The organism is Enterobacter sp. HNDS-6 (genome assembly GCF_039850505.1).
Lineage (GTDB): Bacteria > Pseudomonadota > Gammaproteobacteria > Enterobacterales > Enterobacteriaceae > Enterobacter > Enterobacter kobei.
In genome coordinates this window covers 3,996,794-4,016,144 of record NZ_CP156673.1, presented here as the reverse complement: position 1 = coordinate 4,016,144, position 19,351 = coordinate 3,996,794, and the positions used below count along the sequence as shown (strand labels likewise).

General features: G+C 55.0%; 17 protein-coding genes. 11 read left to right on the top strand and 6 right to left on the bottom strand.

The window, feature by feature from the left end:
* The first annotated feature begins 45 nt into the window (after window positions 1-45).
* A complete protein-coding gene (locus tag ABFI50_RS18845; RefSeq protein WP_014883611.1) occupies window positions 46-1,707 on the top strand; it encodes a methyl-accepting chemotaxis protein in 1,662 nt (553 codons plus the stop codon).
* Window positions 1,708-1,745: 38 nt separating this feature from the next.
* Here the strand turns inward: ABFI50_RS18845 and smrA are convergent, their stop codons facing one another.
* Window positions 1,746-2,309 (bottom strand): DNA endonuclease SmrA, encoded by a 564-nt coding sequence (gene smrA, locus ABFI50_RS18840; RefSeq protein WP_014883610.1) that lies wholly within the window; start codon window positions 2,307-2,309, stop codon window positions 1,746-1,748.
* 340 nt (window positions 2,310-2,649) lie between these two features.
* Complete coding sequence (locus ABFI50_RS18835) at window positions 2,650-3,573, bottom strand: LysR family transcriptional regulator (protein ID WP_014883609.1); 924 nt, start codon at window positions 3,571-3,573, stop codon at window positions 2,650-2,652.
* A gap of 175 nt (window positions 3,574-3,748) precedes the next feature.
* On the opposite strand from ABFI50_RS18835, the gene ABFI50_RS18830 reads away from it, so the two are divergent.
* The 7 genes from ABFI50_RS18830 to uspE all read left to right on the top strand — a co-directional run bounded on the left by ABFI50_RS18830 (window position 3,749) and on the right by uspE (window position 10,923).
* Window positions 3,749-5,059, top strand: coding sequence for a M20 family metallo-hydrolase (locus ABFI50_RS18830; RefSeq protein ID WP_023330272.1), 1,311 nt, complete (start codon window positions 3,749-3,751; stop codon window positions 5,057-5,059).
* Entirely contained in the window at window positions 5,059-6,504 is a 1,446-nt protein-coding gene (locus ABFI50_RS18825) for a M20 family metallopeptidase (protein WP_176260636.1), read from the top strand. Before ABFI50_RS18830 ends, ABFI50_RS18825 begins: the two co-directional genes overlap by 1 nt.
* A 41-nt stretch (window positions 6,505-6,545) precedes the next feature.
* Window positions 6,546-8,072: a p-aminobenzoyl-glutamate transporter gene (abgT, locus tag ABFI50_RS18820; RefSeq protein ID WP_248189418.1), complete on the top strand. Its 1,527-nt coding sequence runs from the start codon at window positions 6,546-6,548 to the stop codon at window positions 8,070-8,072.
* A 10-nt stretch (window positions 8,073-8,082) separates the two neighbouring features.
* Window positions 8,083-8,598 carry a methylated-DNA--[protein]-cysteine S-methyltransferase gene (gene ogt, locus ABFI50_RS18815; protein ID WP_014883605.1) on the top strand — a complete coding sequence of 172 codons (516 nt, stop codon included), beginning with the start codon at window positions 8,083-8,085 and terminating at the stop codon, window positions 8,596-8,598.
* 183 nt (window positions 8,599-8,781) lie between these two features.
* A complete protein-coding gene (fnr, locus tag ABFI50_RS18810; RefSeq protein ID WP_006174991.1) occupies window positions 8,782-9,534 on the top strand; it encodes a fumarate/nitrate reduction transcriptional regulator Fnr in 753 nt (250 codons plus the stop codon).
* A 146-nt stretch (window positions 9,535-9,680) separates the two neighbouring features.
* Window positions 9,681-9,863, top strand: a complete 183-nt coding sequence (locus ABFI50_RS18805; protein ID WP_014883604.1) for a hypothetical protein — start codon at window positions 9,681-9,683, stop codon at window positions 9,861-9,863.
* A gap of 109 nt (window positions 9,864-9,972) precedes the next feature.
* Entirely contained in the window at window positions 9,973-10,923 is a 951-nt protein-coding gene (uspE, locus tag ABFI50_RS18800) for a universal stress protein UspE (protein WP_014883603.1), read from the top strand.
* A gap of 40 nt (window positions 10,924-10,963) precedes the next feature.
* On the opposite strand, the gene ABFI50_RS18795 is transcribed toward uspE, so the two are convergent.
* From ABFI50_RS18795 to pntA, 3 genes are all read right to left on the bottom strand, one after another.
* A complete protein-coding gene (locus tag ABFI50_RS18795; RefSeq protein WP_014883602.1) occupies window positions 10,964-12,073 on the bottom strand; it encodes a mechanosensitive ion channel family protein in 1,110 nt (369 codons plus the stop codon).
* A 107-nt stretch (window positions 12,074-12,180) separates the two neighbouring features.
* Window positions 12,181-13,569 (bottom strand): Re/Si-specific NAD(P)(+) transhydrogenase subunit beta, encoded by a 1,389-nt coding sequence (gene pntB / locus ABFI50_RS18790; RefSeq protein WP_023330269.1) that lies wholly within the window; start codon window positions 13,567-13,569, stop codon window positions 12,181-12,183.
* Between the two features lie 10 nt (window positions 13,570-13,579).
* Complete coding sequence (gene pntA, locus ABFI50_RS18785; protein ID WP_023330268.1) at window positions 13,580-15,109, bottom strand: Re/Si-specific NAD(P)(+) transhydrogenase subunit alpha; 1,530 nt, start codon at window positions 15,107-15,109, stop codon at window positions 13,580-13,582.
* Window positions 15,110-15,644: 535 nt separating this feature from the next.
* Here pntA and ydgH point away from each other — a divergent pair.
* The 3 genes from ydgH to folM all read left to right on the top strand — a co-directional run bounded on the left by ydgH (window position 15,645) and on the right by folM (window position 18,920).
* A complete protein-coding gene (gene ydgH / locus ABFI50_RS18780; protein WP_014883599.1) occupies window positions 15,645-16,589 on the top strand; it encodes a DUF1471 family protein YdgH in 945 nt (314 codons plus the stop codon).
* Between the two features lie 185 nt (window positions 16,590-16,774).
* A complete protein-coding gene (locus tag ABFI50_RS18775; protein WP_023330267.1) occupies window positions 16,775-18,157 on the top strand; it encodes an amino acid permease in 1,383 nt (460 codons plus the stop codon).
* A gap of 40 nt (window positions 18,158-18,197) precedes the next feature.
* Entirely contained in the window at window positions 18,198-18,920 is a 723-nt protein-coding gene (gene folM / locus ABFI50_RS18770) for a dihydromonapterin reductase (RefSeq protein WP_014883597.1), read from the top strand.
* Here the strand turns inward: folM and ABFI50_RS18765 are convergent.
* Window positions 18,917-19,252, bottom strand: a complete 336-nt coding sequence (locus ABFI50_RS18765; protein WP_014883596.1) for a GlpM family protein — start codon at window positions 19,250-19,252, stop codon at window positions 18,917-18,919. The genes folM and ABFI50_RS18765 overlap by 4 nt on opposite strands.
* Window positions 19,253-19,351: the final 99 nt, after the last annotated feature.

Here is a 19,351-nt window from a genome sequence, read left to right as displayed (position 1 = left end):
GATAGTATTGGTGTACCTCTGCCTCTTCTCTAACGGACGACCGCTATGCTGAAAAATCTGCACGTGATTACCGGTATTATCTTTGCCCTCACCATATTCTGTCTGCTGCAAGTTGTCACGGGAGGGTTGTTCTACTCCGCCGTCAGCAACGATCGCCATAACTTCCAGAACTCCGGCGTGCTCAATGCCCAGCAGGAAAATCTGAGCGACAGCGTAAACACGCTGGTAAAAACGCGCGTCACCGTGACCCGCGTGGCGATCCGCTACCTGAAAAACCAGCGCGATCCGGCTTCCCTTGCCGCGATCAACAAACTGCTTGATACCGCAAGTGACTCGCTGGCTAAAGCAGAAACCTATAACAAAGCGTGGCAGAAACTGCCGCAGGTTAACGGCCAGAATGCGGCGTTAACTGACGAGATGCAAAAATCCTGGAATCAAATGCATGAGGTCATGCGTTTGTCGATTCAGTATCTTCGCGCCGACAACTACCAGGCCTATGGCGATCTGGATGCTCAGCAGGCTCAGGATGATATGGAAGCGGTCTACAACCGCTGGCGCGCCGAAAACAACACGCTGCTGAAAGCGGCAACCGAAGAGAACCAAAGCAGCTTTACGCAAATGCAGTGGACGCTGGCAGTCATTTTCCTGGCCGTTATCGCCGTGCTGGTGGTCATCTGGCAGGGGTTACAACACCTGCTGTTAAAACCACTCAACACCATTATGAACCATATTCGCGCCATTGCGGGGGGCGACCTGACGCAGAATATCGCGCTCTCTGGCCGCAATGAAATGGGTCAACTGGCCGCAGGCCTGCATGAGATGCAACAATCTCTGGTGACTACCGTCAGCGCCGTGCGCGGCAGTACCGACTCCATCTACACCGGCGCAGGTGAAATTGCCGCAGGCAGCAACGATCTTTCCGCTCGCACCGAAGAGCAGGCCGCCTCGCTCGAAGAGACGGCCGCCAGCATGGAAGAGCTGACCGCGACGGTTAAACAGAACTCCGATAACGCCCGTCAGGCTACGTTACTGGCGAAGAATGCCTCTGAAACCGCAGCACGTGGTGGCCACGTCGTGGATAACGTGGTTCGCACCATGACCGAAATTGCCGACAGTTCCCAGCAGATTGCCCACATTACTGGCGTGATTGACAGCATCGCGTTCCAGACCAATATTCTGGCGCTTAACGCCGCGGTAGAAGCCGCACGCGCCGGGGAACAGGGGCGTGGTTTTGCGGTCGTCGCAGGCGAAGTCCGTACGCTGGCGAGCCGCAGTGCACAGGCGGCGAAAGAGATCAAAGGGCTTATCGAGAACTCCGTCAGCCGGGTGAATACCGGTTCTGAGCAGGTTAGCGAAGCGGGCGCGACCATGAAGGAGATTGTCGCCGCCGTGACCCGCGTAACCGATATCATGGGTGAGATTTCGTCGGCCTCCGATGAGCAGAGCCGCGGTATTGAACAGGTGAGCCTGGCCGTTTCGCAAATGGACAGCGTGACGCAGCAAAACGCCGCGCTGGTGCAGCAGTCCGCTACGGCGGCGGCGGCACTGGAAGATCAGTCCGAACAGCTGCGTCAGGCTGTGGCCGCGTTTCGTCTGAACGGAAAAGAACACGCGGTCGCCTCACGTCCGGCAAATGTGAAAACGCCGCAGCTACTGCGTCCGGCAACGGCTAACGCCACGCCTGACAGTCACTGGGAAACCTTCTGAGTCACAGGCGGGCGATCGCCTCGCCCGCGAAAACCGCCTTAACGGCTGCGCTTGGCGTGCCGTTCCCAGTTCTCCTGTTTCGCTTCATCGGATTTCCGCAGTGAAACGTAACATGCCCCGCTGCCGCCGTGATGCGGCAGCGCCACGCAGAAAGCCTGCACTTCCTCGAACTCAGTTAACCAGCGTGCCAGATAGCTGCGCACCACATTGGGATGCGAATTCTGTTCGCGCCCTTTCCCGTGAATGATGATCAGGTTACGTAATCCGTCACGACGGGCCTGACTGATAAAGGAATACAGCATCTGTCGGCAGCGTTCGGCGGGCTGACGCAACAGGTTTAAGCTGGCCTGTCGGTCGTATTTCCCCGAACGCAGCTTCTCTATAACGCCCTGCTGTACCCCTTCGCGCTGGAACGCCAGCGGTTCTTCAAGGGGCAGGAGTTCCAGAAACCCCAGCGTCAGAAAGTTGTCCAGCTGTTCAGTATCCATCTCCTGCCGCGCCCGTGCGTTTCTCATCGGCTGCCAGTGGATATCCGAGCAGCGCTTCATGGGCTGGACATCCTCCATGGCGTCAAGAAAAAGTGATTTGTCGTCAGGGTTCATGGGGATCCTCCGGCTACTTCTGAGGGAGGTACTATACCTGTGCCAGACATGTGTCTCAATAACCGTCATCGGCCCACTCACGGCATATATATTTACCCGGCGAATATATAATAAGGGTGATACGCACTTAAACCAGACTTAACTAAAACTTCAGTGAAGGTAAAATAAGTGATTTACGTTAAAAATTCGTGAAATCAATCACTCGTCAACCTGTCTTTTTTCGGAAAAGGTGTTATAACTAAATAAACCTGCCCCATGGAAATAATACTCAGGACTGGCAAAAGGACGTACTGCTGTGTGTACTGTAGGGTCTGTCTGATGTCGGGCAGACTCTGTTTTTTTATTTTGAATTTTCCGCTGCGTCTATTTTTCTCGCTTCCCTTCTGAATTGCGTAATTAAGGATTCGGCAAGAGGTGTCTGACGTGAATCACGTCGCTGAATTAAATAATACGCGGCTTTTGGAAGCGATTCGACAACCGGCAGAATGACGAGACGGTGCGCCAGAAGCGGGTCAGAGCCCAACTCCTGCGGCAGGATACTTAAAAAATCACTTTGCGCAACCAGGCTTATACAGGACGAAAATGTTTCACACACCACCCCAATTCGCGGTATTTGCGAGCGGTGGCGAAATAGATCTTCTAATTGCTTATAATAGCTTCCCCGCGGCGTCGGCATTGTCCAGTTATAATGCAAAAGTTCATTAATGGATGTTGCCCCTGTCGCCGGATGCCCTTCCCGGCAAAATACCGCAAACGGTTTTTCAAACAACTTTTCGAACGTAAATTCATGGTCGTAAGGCCCCTGATAATAGGTGTTAATGGTGAAATCCAGCTCACCCTGGCGTAATTCATTGATCATCGACACCAGCTGCCCTTCCATAATCCGCACCTTGACCTGGGGGTGTTGTGCATGAAAGCGCGTAATAACGGCGGGCATCAGGCTGCGTGAAACGCTGGCACCCATCCCTATATTGATCTGCCCGGCCAGTTCCCCCTGCCGCTGGCGAATATCATCCTGCGCCGCACGCAACTCTTCCAGAATCAGTCTGGCGCGCTGGTAGAAGCCCTCGCCACACTCGGTCAAGGCAACACCTTTACTCCGGCGCACAAAAAGCTGTGCCGCCATACCCTCTTCCAGCTCTTTGATCGATTTGGTCAGCGCTGGCTGCGAAAGATTCAGCGTCCTGCTGGCACCGCGAATACTGCCCTGACGCGCGACTTCAACAAACGCCCGGATTTGATGAAATTTAATCTGAAATGTCATAGCCCGACCGATAACCGTTGTTTATCAGAGTAAAGAAACTGTCATCTACTTTAATGGAAAGGGATGTGCGAGGGTAATTCCTGAACGGTTAAAACTGTGAAAAATCGGTTAGTGATAAGTAAAAACTATCACAGCGTGAAGCAGTTCACATTTTTTAATGATGACGGGAAGAGATATGGACACACTGGCGCAGTACATCCAGACATTAACGCCGCAGCTGAGCGCGTGGCGTCGCGATTTTCACCATTTTGCGGAATCCGGCTGGGTAGAGTTTAGAACTGCAGCGAAAGTCGCTGAAATTCTTGATTCGCTGGGGTACGAACTGGCGATGGGGCGTGATGTGGTGGATGCCGAAAGCCGAATGGGATTGCCCGATGACGCAACGCTGGCGCGAGAATTTGCCCGAGCGCGTGCGCAAGGCGCCCCCGAAAAATGGCTGGCACCGTTTGAAGGCGGATTTACCGGCATTGTGGCGACCCTTAAGACCGGCCGTCCGGGGCCAACCCTGGCGTTTCGCGTAGACATGGATGCCCTTGATTTAAGCGAAGCGCAGGACAACAGCCATCGCCCGTTCCGCGACGGTTTTGCCTCCTGCAACCCGGGAATGATGCACGCCTGCGCGCATGACGGCCATACCACCATTGGTCTGGGACTGGCGCAGGTGCTTAAGCAGAATGAAGCGCAGCTCAACGGCACCATCAGGCTCATCTTTCAGCCTGCCGAAGAAGGGACGCGCGGCGCACGCGCTATGGTTGCCGCCGGGGCGCTGGATGGCGTGGACTATTTTACTGCCATCCATATCGGTACCGGCGTGCCTGCCGGAACGGCGATCTGCGGCAGCGATAACTTTATGGCGACCACCAAGTTCGACGTGAATTTTACTGGCGTTGCCGCACACGCAGGCGGAAAACCGGAGGACGGGCGAAACGCCCTGCTCGCCGCCGCGCAGGCCGCTCTCGCCTTACACAGCATCGCACCGCACAGTGAAGGGGCTTCCCGCGTCAACGTCGGGGTCATGCAGGCCGGAAGCGGCCGCAACGTGGTGCCCGCGAATGCGCTCATCAAAGTGGAAACCCGCGGGGAAAGCGAAGCCATAAATCAGTATGTCTTTGAACGCGCGCAGGCCGTCATTACCGGGGCGGCCGCACTCTACGGCGTGAAGGCGGAGATGCGTCTGATGGGGGCCGCCACCTCCAGCGCGCCCACACCGGCCTGGGTTGATTATCTGCGCGAACAGGCGAGCCAGGTTTCCGGCATTGATCGCGCTATCGATAAGGTCAAAGCCCCCGCCGGCTCCGAAGACGCCACGCTGATGATGGCCCGCGTGCAGCAAAACGGCGGCATGGCGTCGTATATGGTATTCGGCACGGATTTGAGCGCCGGCCATCACAACGAAAAATTCGACTTCGATGAACAGGTTATGGCTATCGCCATCGAAACGCTGGCGCGGACTGCGCTCAATTTTCCGTGGACGCGAGGTGTGTAATGCAGGAGAACTACGCTTTTATTGCCGATGCCATCGATACGCGATGTCAGACGCTAACCGATATAGCCGATGCCATCTGGGATCACCCTGAAACCCGCTTTGAAGAATTTTGGTCCGCCGAACGACTCGCCGGCGCGCTGGAGGCCGAAGGCTTTACGTTGACTCGCGAGGCGGGCGGTATTCCAAACGCTTTTATTGCGAGCTACGGCAGTGGGAAACCGGTTATCGCCCTGCTCGGTGAATACGATGCGCTGGCCGGGCTAAGCCAGCAGGCGCATTGTGCAACCGCGCAATCCGCCACGCCGGGAGCAAATGGTCACGGCTGCGGGCATAACCTCCTGGGCACCGCGGCGCTGGCCGGTGCGGTGGCGGTAAAAAGCTGGCTTGAACAGCATGGCGGTAGCGGAACGGTGCGTTTTTACGGCTGCCCCGGGGAAGAAGGCGGCTCCGGCAAAACCTTTATGGTGCGGGAAGGACTGTTTGATGACGTCGATGCCGCCGTCACCTGGCACCCGGAAGCCTTTGCCGGCATGTTTAACGTCAGCACCCTGGCCAATATTCAGGCCGCCTGGCGTTTTCACGGCGTGGCGGCGCATGCGGCCAACTCCCCTCATCTGGGACGCAGCGCGCTGGATGCCGTGACGCTGATGACGACCGGCACCAACTTCCTTAATGAACACATCATTGAGAAAGCGCGTGTCCATTACGCCATCACCGATACCGGCGGGATTTCGCCCAACGTGGTGCAGGCCCAGGCCGAAGTGCTGTACCTGATCCGCGCCCCGGAGATGGCCGATGCGCAGCAGATCTACGAACGCATTGAGAAAATCGCCCAGGGCGCGGCAATGATGACCGAAACCACCGTGGAGTGTCGCTTTGATAAAGCCTGCTCCAGCTACCTGCCGAACCGCACGCTTGAGGCGGCAATGTACCGGGCGTTACAACACTACGGCACGCCGGCGTGGAATGCTGAAGAGCGCGACTTTGCCCGTAAGATCCGCGCTACGCTCACGCCCAACGACCTGCAGAACAGCCTCAAAAATATAGCCGCCACGGGCGGAGACGCCGGTAAAGCCTTTGCCCGCCGTCATCAGGAGACACTCCTGGTGGATGAGATTGCGCCCTATGCCATTACCGACAACGTGCTGGCGGGTTCAACGGATGTGGGTGACGTCAGCTGGAAAATGCCGGTCGCCCAGTGCTTCAGCCCCTGCTTTACCGTGGGAACGCCGCTGCATACCTGGCAACTGGTGGCACAGGGGCGAACCTCCATTGCTCACAAAGGCATGCTGCTGGCCGGGAAAGTCATGGGCGCCACGGCACTGAATCTGCTGCAGGATGCAGCCCTGCTAAAAAAATGTCGTGAAGAGTTCGAACAACAAATACAAGAAAAACCGTACGTGTGTCCGATCCCACAGGGCGTGACACCGTCACCTTTAAAATAAAAAAACACAACACAACAACACAACACTCCCGAGGAACGCCCATGAGTATGTCATCCATACCTTCGCATTCCCCATCCGGTAAGCTCTATGGCTGGGTTGAAAGGATCGGCAATAAAGTGCCACACCCTTTCCTGCTGTTTATCTATCTGATTGTCATTTTGATGGTTGCCACCGCCGTGCTCTCCGCCTTTGACGTGAGCGTGCGAAGTCCGGCCGATGGCAGCCTGGTGGAGGTGAAAAACCTGCTCAGCGTTGACGGGCTGCACTGGTTTTTACCTAACGTCATCAAAAACTTCAGCGGCTTCGCCCCGCTGGGCGCCATTCTGGCACTGGTATTAGGGGCCGGGCTGGCAGAGCGCGTGGGTTTGCTGCCTGCATTGATGGTAAAAATGGCATCCCACGTCAGCGCACGTTACGCCAGCTATATGGTGCTGTTTATCGCCTTCTTCAGCCATATCTCCTCCGACGCCGCGCTGGTGATCATGCCGCCAATGGGGGCGTTGATCTTCCTCGCCGTCGGGCGGCACCCGGTGGCGGGCCTGCTGTCGGCAATTGCGGGTGTCGGCTGCGGATTTACCGCCAACCTGCTGATTGTCACCACCGACGTATTGCTCTCGGGCATCAGCACGGAGGCGGCGAAAACCATTGACGCAGCAATGCACGTCAGCGTAATTGACAACTGGTACTTTATGGCCAGCTCAGTGATTGTTCTGACGATTGTCGGCGGGCTGATTACCGACAAGATCATCGAGCCGCGTCTGGGCAAATGGGAAGGCCGTAGCGATGAAACGCTGGAGACGCTGAGCAAAGAGCAGAAATTCGGCCTGCGCGTGGCCGGTATTGTCTCGCTGATATTCATCGCCATGGTCGCGCTGATGGTGGTGCCGGAAAACGGTATTCTGCGCGATCCAGTTAAACATACCGTCCTGCCCTCGCCGTTTATACAGGGTATTGTGCCGCTGATCATTCTCTTCTTCTTTGTCGTTTCGCTCGCTTATGGTATCGCCACCGGCAAAATTCGCCGTCAGGGCGATCTGCCGCAGCTGATGATCGAACCGATGAAAGAGATGGCGGGTTTTATCGTCATGGTGTTCCCGCTGGCGCAGTTTGTGGCGATGTTTAACTGGAGCAACATGGGCAAGTTTATGGCCGTGGGCCTGACCGACGCGCTGGAAGCTGCCGGGTTAAGCGGCGTACCGGCGTTTGTCGGCCTGGCGCTATTGTCGTCCCTGCTGTGCATGTTCATCGCCAGCGGCTCCGCCATCTGGTCGATTCTGGCCCCGATCTTCGTGCCGATGTTTATGATGCTGGGCTTCCATCCGGCGTTTGCGCAGATCCTGTTCCGCATCGCCGATTCGTCAGTGATCCCGCTTGCACCGGTTTCGCCGTTTGTCCCGCTGTTTTTAGGCTTTCTGCAGCGCTATAAACCCGAGGCAAAACTGGGTACCTACTATTCGCTGGTTTTGCCCTACCCGCTTATCTTTTTAGGGGTATGGCTGGTGATGCTGGTGGCATGGTATCTTGTCGGCCTGCCGATTGGGCCGGGGATCTACCCGAGGCTGAACTAAAGGAATGAGGATGCTGAGATTACTCGAAGATAAAATTGCGACGCCGCTTGGGCCGCTGTGGGTGATCGCGGACGAGCAGTCTTGTCTGCGCGCCGTTGAATGGGAAGAGCACAGCGACCGCATGGAAGAGCTGCTGAACATTCATTATCGGGCGCAAGGTTTTGAACGTATCCGCGCCACCAATCCGGGTGGGCTGAGCGATAAGCTTGCGGCGTACTTCGAGGGCGATCTCAGCATCATCGATACACTCCCCACCGCCACGGCTGGCACCCCTTTCCAGCGTGAAGTGTGGCAGGCGCTGCGGGCCATTCCCTGCGGGCAGGTCATGCATTACGGCCAGCTCGCGGAGCAGCTGGGCCGCGCAGGCGCCGCGCGTGCGGTGGGGGCCGCCAATGGCTCTAATCCCGTTAGTATTGTCGTTCCCTGCCATCGCGTCATCGGACGCAACGGTACCCTGACCGGCTATGCCGGTGGCGTGCAGCGCAAGGAGTGGTTGCTGCGTCACGAAGGATATCTTCTGCTGTAGATCCCAGGCTTTTTGTGCTTAATTTTCTACCGGTTAGGCTAAAAATCCATAATCAAGCTGTGGAATTTCAAGAAGATGGCGACACATTGCCGTCTCTTGTCCTTATTGATGGTTTGTCAGGCTTACGTACTTACCAAAAAGATGTTAAAATTGACCAATATCAATTAAGGCTTGAGCAAACCTATGATCCCGGAAAAGCGAATTATACGACGCATTCAGTCTGGCGGTTGTGCTATCCATTGCCAGGATTGCAGCATCAGCCAGCTCTGTATCCCGTTTACCCTGAATGAGCATGAACTCGATCAGCTTGATAATATCATCGAGCGCAAAAAGCCTATTCAGAAAGGGCAGACGCTGTTTAAAGCCGGAGACGAACTGAAATCGCTCTATGCTATCCGCTCTGGCACCATCAAGAGCTATACCATCACCGAACAGGGTGATGAGCAGATCACCGGCTTCCATCTGGCGGGTGACCTGGTGGGCTTTGATGCCATCGGCACAGGCCATCACCCGAGCTTTGCTCAGGCGCTTGAAACCTCTATGGTTTGCGAAATCCCGTTTGAAACGCTGGACGACCTGTCCGGTAAGATGCCTAACCTGCGTCAGCAGATGATGCGTCTGATGAGCGGTGAGATCAAAGGCGATCAGGACATGATTCTGCTGCTTTCTAAAAAGAATGCAGAAGAGCGCCTGGCCGCGTTTATCTACAACCTCTCCCGCCGCTTCGCCGAACGGGGTTTCTCGCCGCGCGAATTCCGTCTGACCATGACCCGTGGTGATATCGGTAACTACCTGGGCCTGACCGTGGAAACCATCAGCCGTCTGCTGGGTCGTTTCCAGAAAAGCGGGATGCTGGCCGTTAAGGGTAAATACATCACTATCGAAAACGGTGAAGCACTGGCCGTGCTTGCCGGTCATGCCCGCAACGTGGCATAACTCTCCGCATGTTGATCACCAGACTGATAAATTCACATGATTTATTAGTCTGGTATAATCACTTCCGCTTTAAGCCGTCTTCACCGTAGCACATCCCCACACAGCGCCTGAAAGGTTGTCGTTGAGGTTATGAATTGAGAGAAAGTTTGTTTTTCGTTTCAGTCGTGATTGCCTCAGTGACCTTTATCTTCATCTGGATCATGCTTGTCGGCCCAATGAAGGGGGAGGAAAAAACCTACGTGCAGGACTCCACGACGTTTGCAATAGCGGTGATGGTGCTGCTGTTTATTGCGTTTATCGCGGTGACAACCACGGTGCTTTTCCTCTGATAAATTTTCATGAATTATTGATCTGACAAAAGCTCTCCTCTGTTTCATTCAGGATATATAGGTTACTCTTTTACTTACAGACTGTGGTGACAGTAGTAAGGAGACCTGTATGGCCAAGTATCAAAACATGCTGGTAGCTATCGATCCTAATCAGGACGATCAGCCGGCATTACGACGTGCTGTGTATCTACATCAACGGATTGGCGGCAAAATCAAAGCGTTTTTGCCGATCTATGACTTCTCGTATGAGATGACCACCCTTCTGTCGCCTGACGAGCGCACCGCTATGCGTCAGGGCGTCATCAGTCAGCGTACCGCGTGGATCCGTGAACAGGCGAAGTATTACCTTGAAGCGGGGGTTCCTATTGATATCAAAGTGGTCTGGCATAACCGACCTTTTGAAGCCATTATCCAGGAAGTCGTTGCCGGTGGACACGACCTGCTGCTGAAGATGGCGCACCAGCACGACAAGCTGGAATCCGTGATCTTCACCCCAACCGACTGGCACTTGCTGCGTAAATGCCCTTGCCCGGTCTGGATGGTGAAAGACCAACCGTGGCCGGAGGGCGGGAAAGCCGTGGTGGCAGTAAACCTCGCCAGCGAAGAGGATTATCATAATTCACTCAACGAGAAGCTGGTGAAGGAAACCATCCAGCTCGCTGACCAGGTCAATCACACTGAAGTGCATCTGGTGGGCGCCTATCCAGTCACCCCAATCAATATCGCCATTGAGTTGCCTGAATTTGACCCCAGCGTCTATAACGACGCCATTCGCGGCCAGCATTTGCTGGCCATGAAAGCGCTGCGCCAGAAGTTCAGCATTGACGAGAACATGACGCACGTAGAGAAAGGGCTGCCTGAAGAGGTGATCCCGGATTTAGCAGAACATTTGCAGGCCGGGATTGTGGTCCTGGGGACCATTGGCCGGACCGGTATTTCTGCCGCGTTCCTCGGCAATACCGCCGAACAGGTGATCGATCATCTGCGCTGTGACCTGCTGGTCATTAAGCCAGATGAGTTCCAGACGCCGATTGAGCTGGACGATCCGGAAGACGATTAATATAACCCTGTCAGCCCGCCGCTCCGGCGGGCTTTTTTTTTCAGCTCTCCATCACCGGCTTCGGCTGTTCACCCGGCTCATCCTGCATCCACGGCGCGTGCAATACCATGCTCGGCAGTGCCAGCTTAATCTCCTGAGCATTCAGCCCTTCAAGAATACGGATATTGATCTCCTGCTGGATATCCATGTATTTGTTGTAATCCGCGGTATTGACGATATGAACGACTTCAAACGTCAGACGGTCGCGGTCAAATCCGAGAAAATGGGCACGATCGAATTTTGTCTCACCCACATCGGTGATGATTTGCCTGACCATATCCCCCACGTAGCGCAGCTTATCAGGCGGCGTGTCGCTGGCCACGCCAAAGGTAAAGACGATACGACGTGTCTGCATACGTTTGTAGTTGTGGAGCGTTTGCTGGAGCAAAATGGCGTTGCCGCAGACGATCTGCTCCCCGCTCAGGCTGCGTATGCGGGTCGTTTTAAGGCCAATGTGCTCTACCGTCCCCGCCACGTCGTTGAACACCACAAAATCACCAATTTCAAACGGCTTATCAAAACCAATGGACAGGGAGGCAAACACGTCGCTCAGGATCGTTTGTACGGCGAGAGCGATGGCAATCCCCCCCACCCCAAGGCTGGCAACCAGAGCAGTGATGTTGACGCCCGCGTTAGCAAGAATAGACAGCAGCATCACTGACCAGACAATGGCACGGAGAATAAGCCCCGTGATCACCAGCGTAACCGGGTTTTTATGACTTCCCGGTGCCAGCATGACGTGACGTAGCCACGACACAACGCCCTGATCCATCCACAGTGCCACCTGAATCGCGAAAACCAGGAACCAGGCATGGCTGACCGTGCCAAAAAGATGATCGGGTAAGTCAACAAAACGCAGGCTGAACAGAAGTGCTACGACAAAAAGCAGGATCCGACTCGTCCTGTTAAGCATATCGCTCAGGATAAAACGCATCCGGTTGGTGGTCGGGTGTTTGTCGCCCCAGGTGGTGATCCCTTTCTTAACGAACGCGATCAGGCGCGTCAGCAGCCAGTACACCAGCAGCGTGACAAAGACAACCGTGGCGACGCCTACCCAAAATGTCGGCGTCATCATCAACGCGATGATGTCGAAGCGGGACAGAAATTGCATTACACCTCCTCGTCTTACACAAAGGGTAAAGTATAGACAGAGGAGAAAAGCTGACCGCAGAAATAAGAAAACCGCCCCGAAGAGCGGTTTGTCAGGGTGAAGCGAAATTACAGTGCTTTCAGAATCGCATCCACGCTGGCTTTGGCGTCGCCAAACAGCATGTGGGTGTTCTCTTTGAAGAACAGCGGGTTCTGCACGCCAGCATAGCCGGTGTTCATAGAGCGTTTGAAGACAATCACGTTCTGCGCCTTCCATACTTCCAGAACCGGCATACCCGCGATTGGGCTGCGCGGATCGTCCTGCGCCGCCGGGTTAACGGTGTCGTTAGCGCCAATGACCAGCACGGTGTCGGTATCGGCGAAATCATCGTTGATCTCGTCCATCTCCAGCACGATGTCGTAAGGCACTTTCGCTTCCGCCAGCAGCACGTTCATGTGGCCTGGCAGACGTCCCGCCACCGGGTGAATACCAAAGCGAACCTTGATCCCACGCGCGCGCAGCTTCTCAGTAATTTCTGCGACCGGATACTGCGCCTGCGCCACCGCCATGCCATAGCCCGGGGTGATAATGACCGAGTGCGAGTTTTTCAGCATCTCTGCGGTATCTTCCGCGCTGATCTCACGGTGCTCACCCACTTCTTCATCAGAACCGGTAGAGGAGCCGTCAGAACCAAATCCCCCGGCGATAACGCTGATAAACGAACGGTTCATCGCCTTACACATGATGTAAGACAGGATCGCACCAGATGAACCCACCAGCGCACCGGTGACGATCAGCAGGTCGTTGCTCAGCATAAAGCCTGCCGCCGCCGCCGCCCAACCGGAGTAGGAGTTCAGCATGGAGACCACCACCGGCATATCCGCACCACCGATAGACGCCACCAGGTGCCAGCCAAATGCCAGCGCGATGAGGGTCATCACCAGTAATGCCAGCACCTGCAGGCCCACGCTTTCGGTACGCACGAAGATGACCATCAGTACAAACGATACCACCAGCGCCGCCAGGTTCAGCTTGTGACGGTTTGGCAGCATCAGCGGTTTAGACGAAATCTTACCGCGCAGTTTGCCGAACGCCACAATTGAGCCGGTGAAGGTCACCGCACCAATAAAGATGCCGAGGAACACTTCGGTCAGGTGAATGTTGACCAGAATCGGTTCCAGACCCGGTTCGTGATACAGGTAGCTGTTGAAGCCCACCAGCACGGCCGCCAGACCCACAAAGCTGTGCAGAATAGCAACCAGCTCCGGCATCTCGGTCATTTCAACGCGTTTCGCCAGGCGAATACCGATCGCGCCGCCGATAATCATCGCCACCAGGATCCACGCCACGTTGCCGGTGTCCGGCCCGAAGATGGTGGCGATCAGCGCAATCGCCATCCCGGCGATACCAAAGTTATTCCCCTGCTGAGACGTTTCGTGTTTGGAAAGCCCCGCCAGACTGAAAATAAACAGGATTGCAGCAACAATGTATGCGGCTGTGACTAATCCTCCAGACATATGCTACCCCTTAGCCTTTACGAAACATTTTCAGCATGCGCTGAGTCACGGTGAAACCACCGAAAATATTGATACTGGCGATCAGCACCGCAATAAAGCTCAGGAAGCTGATCCAGCCGCCGTGACCAATCTGCAGTAACGCCCCGACCACGATAATCCCGGAGATGGCGTTGGTTACCGACATCAGCGGCGTGTGCAACGCGTGGGAGACGTTCCACACCACGTAGTAACCGACCACGCAGGAGAGCGCGAAGACGGTAAAGTGGCCGAGGAACTCTTTCGGCGCGACGTCAGCCAGCCAGCCGAACAGGATAATGACCAGCGCCATGATGGCGTATTTACGCCATGGAGACGCCGGTTTAGCGGGTTCTTTTGGCTCTGGCGCCGCTTTCGGCGCGGCCTGAGGCTGAGCAGAAACCTGAATCGGCGGTGCCGGCCAGGTGATTTCACCATCACGGACAACGGTAACACCGCGCACCACGACATCGTCGAAATCAACGGTGACGTTTCCGTCTTTCTCTTTGCACAGCAGCTTCAGCAGGTTAACCAGGTTGGTGCCGTACAGCTGAGACGACTGCGTTGGCAGGCGGCCTGGCAGATCGGTATAGCCGATCACCTTCACGCCGTTGGCGGTGGTCGTCACCTGATTAGCAACGGTGTACTCACAGTTACCGCCGTTTTGCGCCGCCAGGTCGACAATCACGCTGCCCGGCTTCATGGAATCCACCATCTCACGGGTGATAAGCTTCGGCGCAGGTTTACCCGGAATCAGCGCGGTGGTCACAATAATGTCGACATCTTTCGCCTGAGCGGCGAAGAGTTCCATTTCGGCTTTGATAAAGGCTTCGGACATGACTTTCGCGTAACCGTCACCGCTGCCCGCTTCTTCCTTGAAGTCCAGCTCAAGGAATTCGGCACCCATACTCTGGACCTGTTCCTTCACCTCCGGACGGGTATCAAATGCGCGCACGATAGCGCCGAGGCTGTTTGCCGCACCGATTGCGGCAAGCCCTGCCACACCCGCACCAATCACCATGACTTTTGCCGGAGGGACTTTCCCCGCCGCGGTGATCTGACCGGTAAAGAAGCGTCCAAATTCGTGAGCCGCTTCCACAATCGCGCGATAACCCGCAATGTTAGCCATGGAGCTTAAGGCATCCAGCGACTGCGCGCGCGAAATGCGCGGCACGGAGTCCATCGCCATCACGGTCACGCCACGTGCAGCCAGCTTCTCCATAAGCGCTGGATTTTGCGCAGGCCAGATGAAGCTCACCAGCGTGGTGCCCGGATTCAGGAGCGCAATCTCACTCTCTTCCGGTGCGTTAACCTTCAGAATAACCGGCGACTGCCAGACTTCAGCACCGTCCACCACTTCCGCACCCGCCTGGATAAAGGCCTCGTCATCGAAACTCGCCAGTTTGCCTGCGCCGCTTTCAACCGCGACGGTAAAACCCAGCTTAAGCAGTTGCTCCACCGTTTTCGGTGTTGCCGCTACGCGGGTTTCATTGGCTAACCGTTCTTTTGGTACCCCAATACGCATAGTTTTCCCTTCCATCGGTTTTTGATGATGGTTTGTCGATAAATGCCCGCGGTTTGTATCAATTTTCGCCATTCTCATAGCGATGAGAGATGATTAACCCCGGAAAATAAAACAGTAACAAACTGTCTATAACCTACTGAAAATAGCGCCCGTGATCTACCGCCAGAAAACACTATTTCTTACTTTATCTGTGAAAAATAAGCGATCGGCGTCACTGACAGTGATATTTACCTTAAATTCATCGCCAGAACCGATAAATAGCGCAAGCGAAGCGGTAAAAACATGATATAGCGCCATAAGAGAACAAGTTATTAACATTAAATTAACTTGTAAAAGTCATATGCTTTATCAGTTTTACTTGTCAAACGCCTGTTTTTTCAACATATCACTAAATGTTATCGAATTCGTTAATTCAGTGAGCACAGGCAGTGAAAAATGGCGCAGACAGCGACGGGTTTTAAATGCCATAATCGGGGCCGTCTCAAATTAACAACAATACCAGTACATGGTTTGCGCAAGGCGAAGGATTATTTTTATGAAGCTTAAGAACACACTCCTGGCGTCCGCACTTCTCTGTGCGACCGCCCTGTCTGCGAATGCCGCAACAGAGTTAACGCCAGAGCAAGCGGCAGCGTTAAAACCTTTTGACCATACGGTCATTGTGGGTCGTTATAATTCTATTGGCGATGCCGTCGCCGCCGCATCAAAAGCCGCTGATAAAAACGGGGCGGCCTCGTTTTACGTTGTTGACCAGTCTGATTATGGCAACAGCGGCAACCAGCGCGTAACCATTGCGCTGTATAAAGACAATGCGCCAAAAGCAGACGCACCGAAAAACCGTGTGATTAACGGTATCGTTGAGCTGCCAAAAGATCAGGCAATTGAGCTGGAACCGTACGACACCGTTACCGTTCAGGGCTTCTATCGCAGCCAGCCTGAAGTGAACGATGCCATCACCAAAGCCGCGAAAGAGAAAGGGGCCTACTCGTTCTATATCGTGCGCCAGGTGGATGCTAACCAGGGCGGCAACCAGCGTATTACCGCATTCATCTATAAAGAAGATGCGAAGAAACGCGTTCTGCAGAGCCCGGATGCCATCCCTGCTGACTCCGAAGCGGGTCGCGCGGCGATAGCGAAAGGCGGCGAAGAAGCGAAGAAAGTTGAAATTCCAGGCGTAGCGACGACTGCTGCGCCAAGCGCTGAAGTGGGCCGTTTCTTTGAAACGCAATCCACGAAAGGTGGCCGCTATTCCGTGACGCTGCCAGACGGCACCAAAATTGAAGAGCTGAACAAAGCCACTGCTGCACAGATGGTGCCGTTCGACAGCATCAAGTTTACCGGCAACTACGGCAACATGACGGAAGTCTCTTACCAGGTCGCGAAGCGTGCGGCGAAGAAAGGGGCGAAGTATTACCATATCACCCGCCAGTGGCAGGAACGTGGTAACAACGTGACCATCAGCGCCGATCTGTACAAGTAACAAAATCATTGACCAAAGGCGGCGCAACGCCGCCTTTTTTTGTTACTTTTTTCGAATTTCTGCCACACATCATTGCATGCTTTCGTGACACTCCGTAAAATCCCGCGCCTTAGTGTAATCCACCATTTTTATGCGCCGCAGCGAAATAATTATTCTGGATTGGGACTTTTCATAACAGGAAGCCAATGGAAAAGAAACTTGGCCTGAGTGCTCTGACTGCACTCGTTTTAAGCTCAATGCTGGGTGCGGGCGTATTCAGTTTACCGCAGAACATGGCTGCCGTCGCAAGCCCCGCCGCGTTACTCATCGGCTGGGGGATTACCGGCGTCGGGATATTGCTGCTGGCGTTCGCCATGCTGCTGCTCACCCGCATTCGCCCCGATCTGGACGGCGGTATTTTCACCTATGCGCGTGAAGGATTTGGCGAGCTGATCGGCTTCTGCTCCGCCTGGGGCTACTGGCTGTGCGCGGTGATCGCCAACGTCTCCTATCTGGTGATCGTTTTCTCAGCGCTCAGCTTCTTTACCGATACGCCTGAACTGCGTCTGTTTGGTGACGGCAATACCTGGCAGTCAATTGTCGGTGCCTCGGTGCTGCTCTGGGTAGTTCACTGGCTGATTTTGCGCGGCGTCCAGACCGCCGCCAGCATCAACCTGGTGGCAACGCTGGCGAAACTGGTGCCGCTCGGCCTGTTTATCGTACTGGCCTTTATTGCATTTCGTCTTGATGTGTTTACGCTTGATTTCAGCGGCATTGCGCTGGGCGTTCCGGTCTGGGAGCAGGTGAAAAACACGATGCTGATCACCCTGTGGGTATTCATCGGCGTTGAGGGGGCAGTCGTGGTCTCTGCCCGCGCGCGTAACAAACGTGATGTGGGCCGTGCCACGCTGCTGGCCGTCCTGGCGGCGCTGGGCGTGTATCTGCTGGTCACGCTGCTGTCGCTGGGCGTGGTGGCGCGTCCTGAACTGGCCGAAATGCGTAACCCATCAATGGCCGGGCTGATGGTGAAAATGCTTGGCCCGTGGGGTGACGTTGTGATTGCCGCGGGATTGATCGTCTCCGTCTGTGGCGCGTACCTGAGCTGGACCATCATGGCGGCTGAAGTGCCGTTCCTGGCCGCGACGCACAAAGCGTTTCCACGCCTGTTTGCCCGTCAAAACCAAAATAATGCCCCTTCAGCGTCTCTCTGGCTGACCAATATTAGCGTTCAGGTCTGTCTGGTGCTGATCTGGCTCACAGGTTCAGACTATAACACCCTGCTGACCATCGCCTCAGAGATGATTCTGGTACCCTATTTCTTAGTGGGCGCGTATTTGTTAAAAATCGCCACGCGTCCGGCGCATTATATCGTGGGTATCGGGGCCTGTATTTACGGTCTGTGGTTGTTGTATGCTTCCGGGCCTATGCATCTGCTGCTGTCGGTAGTGCTGTATGCGCCGGGTCTGCTGGTGTTTATCTACGCCCGCCGCACGCATCAGCTGGAGAACGCGCTGAGACGGCGTGAGATGGCCTTAATCGGACTGTTACTGGTTGCTGCCGTTCCGGCAACCTGGATGTTAATGGGATAGCCCTCGTCTTTCCCATTGTTGAACTGTAAAGGAGAATACGATGGGAAATACACCGCTTCGCCCAATACTGATCACGGGTGGAGGCCGCCGTATCGGCCTCGCCCTCGCCCATCATTTTCTCAACCTTCGCCATCCGGTCATTGTCAGTTACCGTACGGAATACCCGTCAATTGAGGGTTTGCGCAAAGCCGGAGCCGTCTGTATTCAGGCCGATTTTTCCACTGATGAGGGCATTCTGGCCTTTGCGGAGAAAGTGAAAGCCACCACCACGGGGTTGCGCGCCGTGATCCATAACGCCAGCGCCTGGCGGGCCGAGAAACCCGGCACGTCACTCAGCGAAACGCTCTCCGCGATGCTGCAGATCCACGTCAATGCCCCTTATCTGCTTAACCACGCCCTGCAGGATCTGCTGCGTGGCCATGGTCATGCTGCGGGGGACATTATTCACTTCACCGACTATGTAGTGGAACGCGGCAGCGACAAGCACATCGCCTATGCGGCCAGTAAAGCCGCGCTGGATAACATGACGCGTTCGTTCGCCCGCAAGCTCGCGCCTGAGGTGAAGGTGAATGCCATCGCTCCGGCGATGATTTTATTTAATGAAAACGATGATGCGGAGTATCGCCAGCAGGCGCTCAATAAGTCGCTCATGAAAATAGCCCCAGGCGAGAAAGAGGTGATCGACCTTGTGGATTACCTGCTCACCAGTTGCTATGTCACCGGCAGAACCTTTGCCGTGGACGGCGGTCGCCCGTTACGCTAGTGAAAGCGGCTCCAGAAGAAAATTAACACCCAGGCGCTGAGCCCCCAGCAAACCACTGCCCCGCCCAGCGCCAGGGGAAGCCGTAGAAAACCGGTGAAATACCATAACGAAAGCAGGTAGAGAAAATAGGGGATGATAGACCACATACCAAACACAATGGTGGTGCGTAGCGCCTCGGTTCCCCTTTCAGACGCCACAATATAATGGGCAATAAGCGCAAAGGTCGGGAACAGCGGGATCAGCCCGGCAATATAGTAGTTTTTGGTTTTTGCCAGAATGCCTATCAGTAACACCACCAGCGCTCCCAGCGCCGCTTTGATCACCAGCCCCATACTATTTCCTATAACAATCAAATAACAATATGAGCCAGAATAACGGAAGCGGCGTTAATTTTGAAAGATTAATGGAAGGTTAAGGTTCCGCGGTGTATG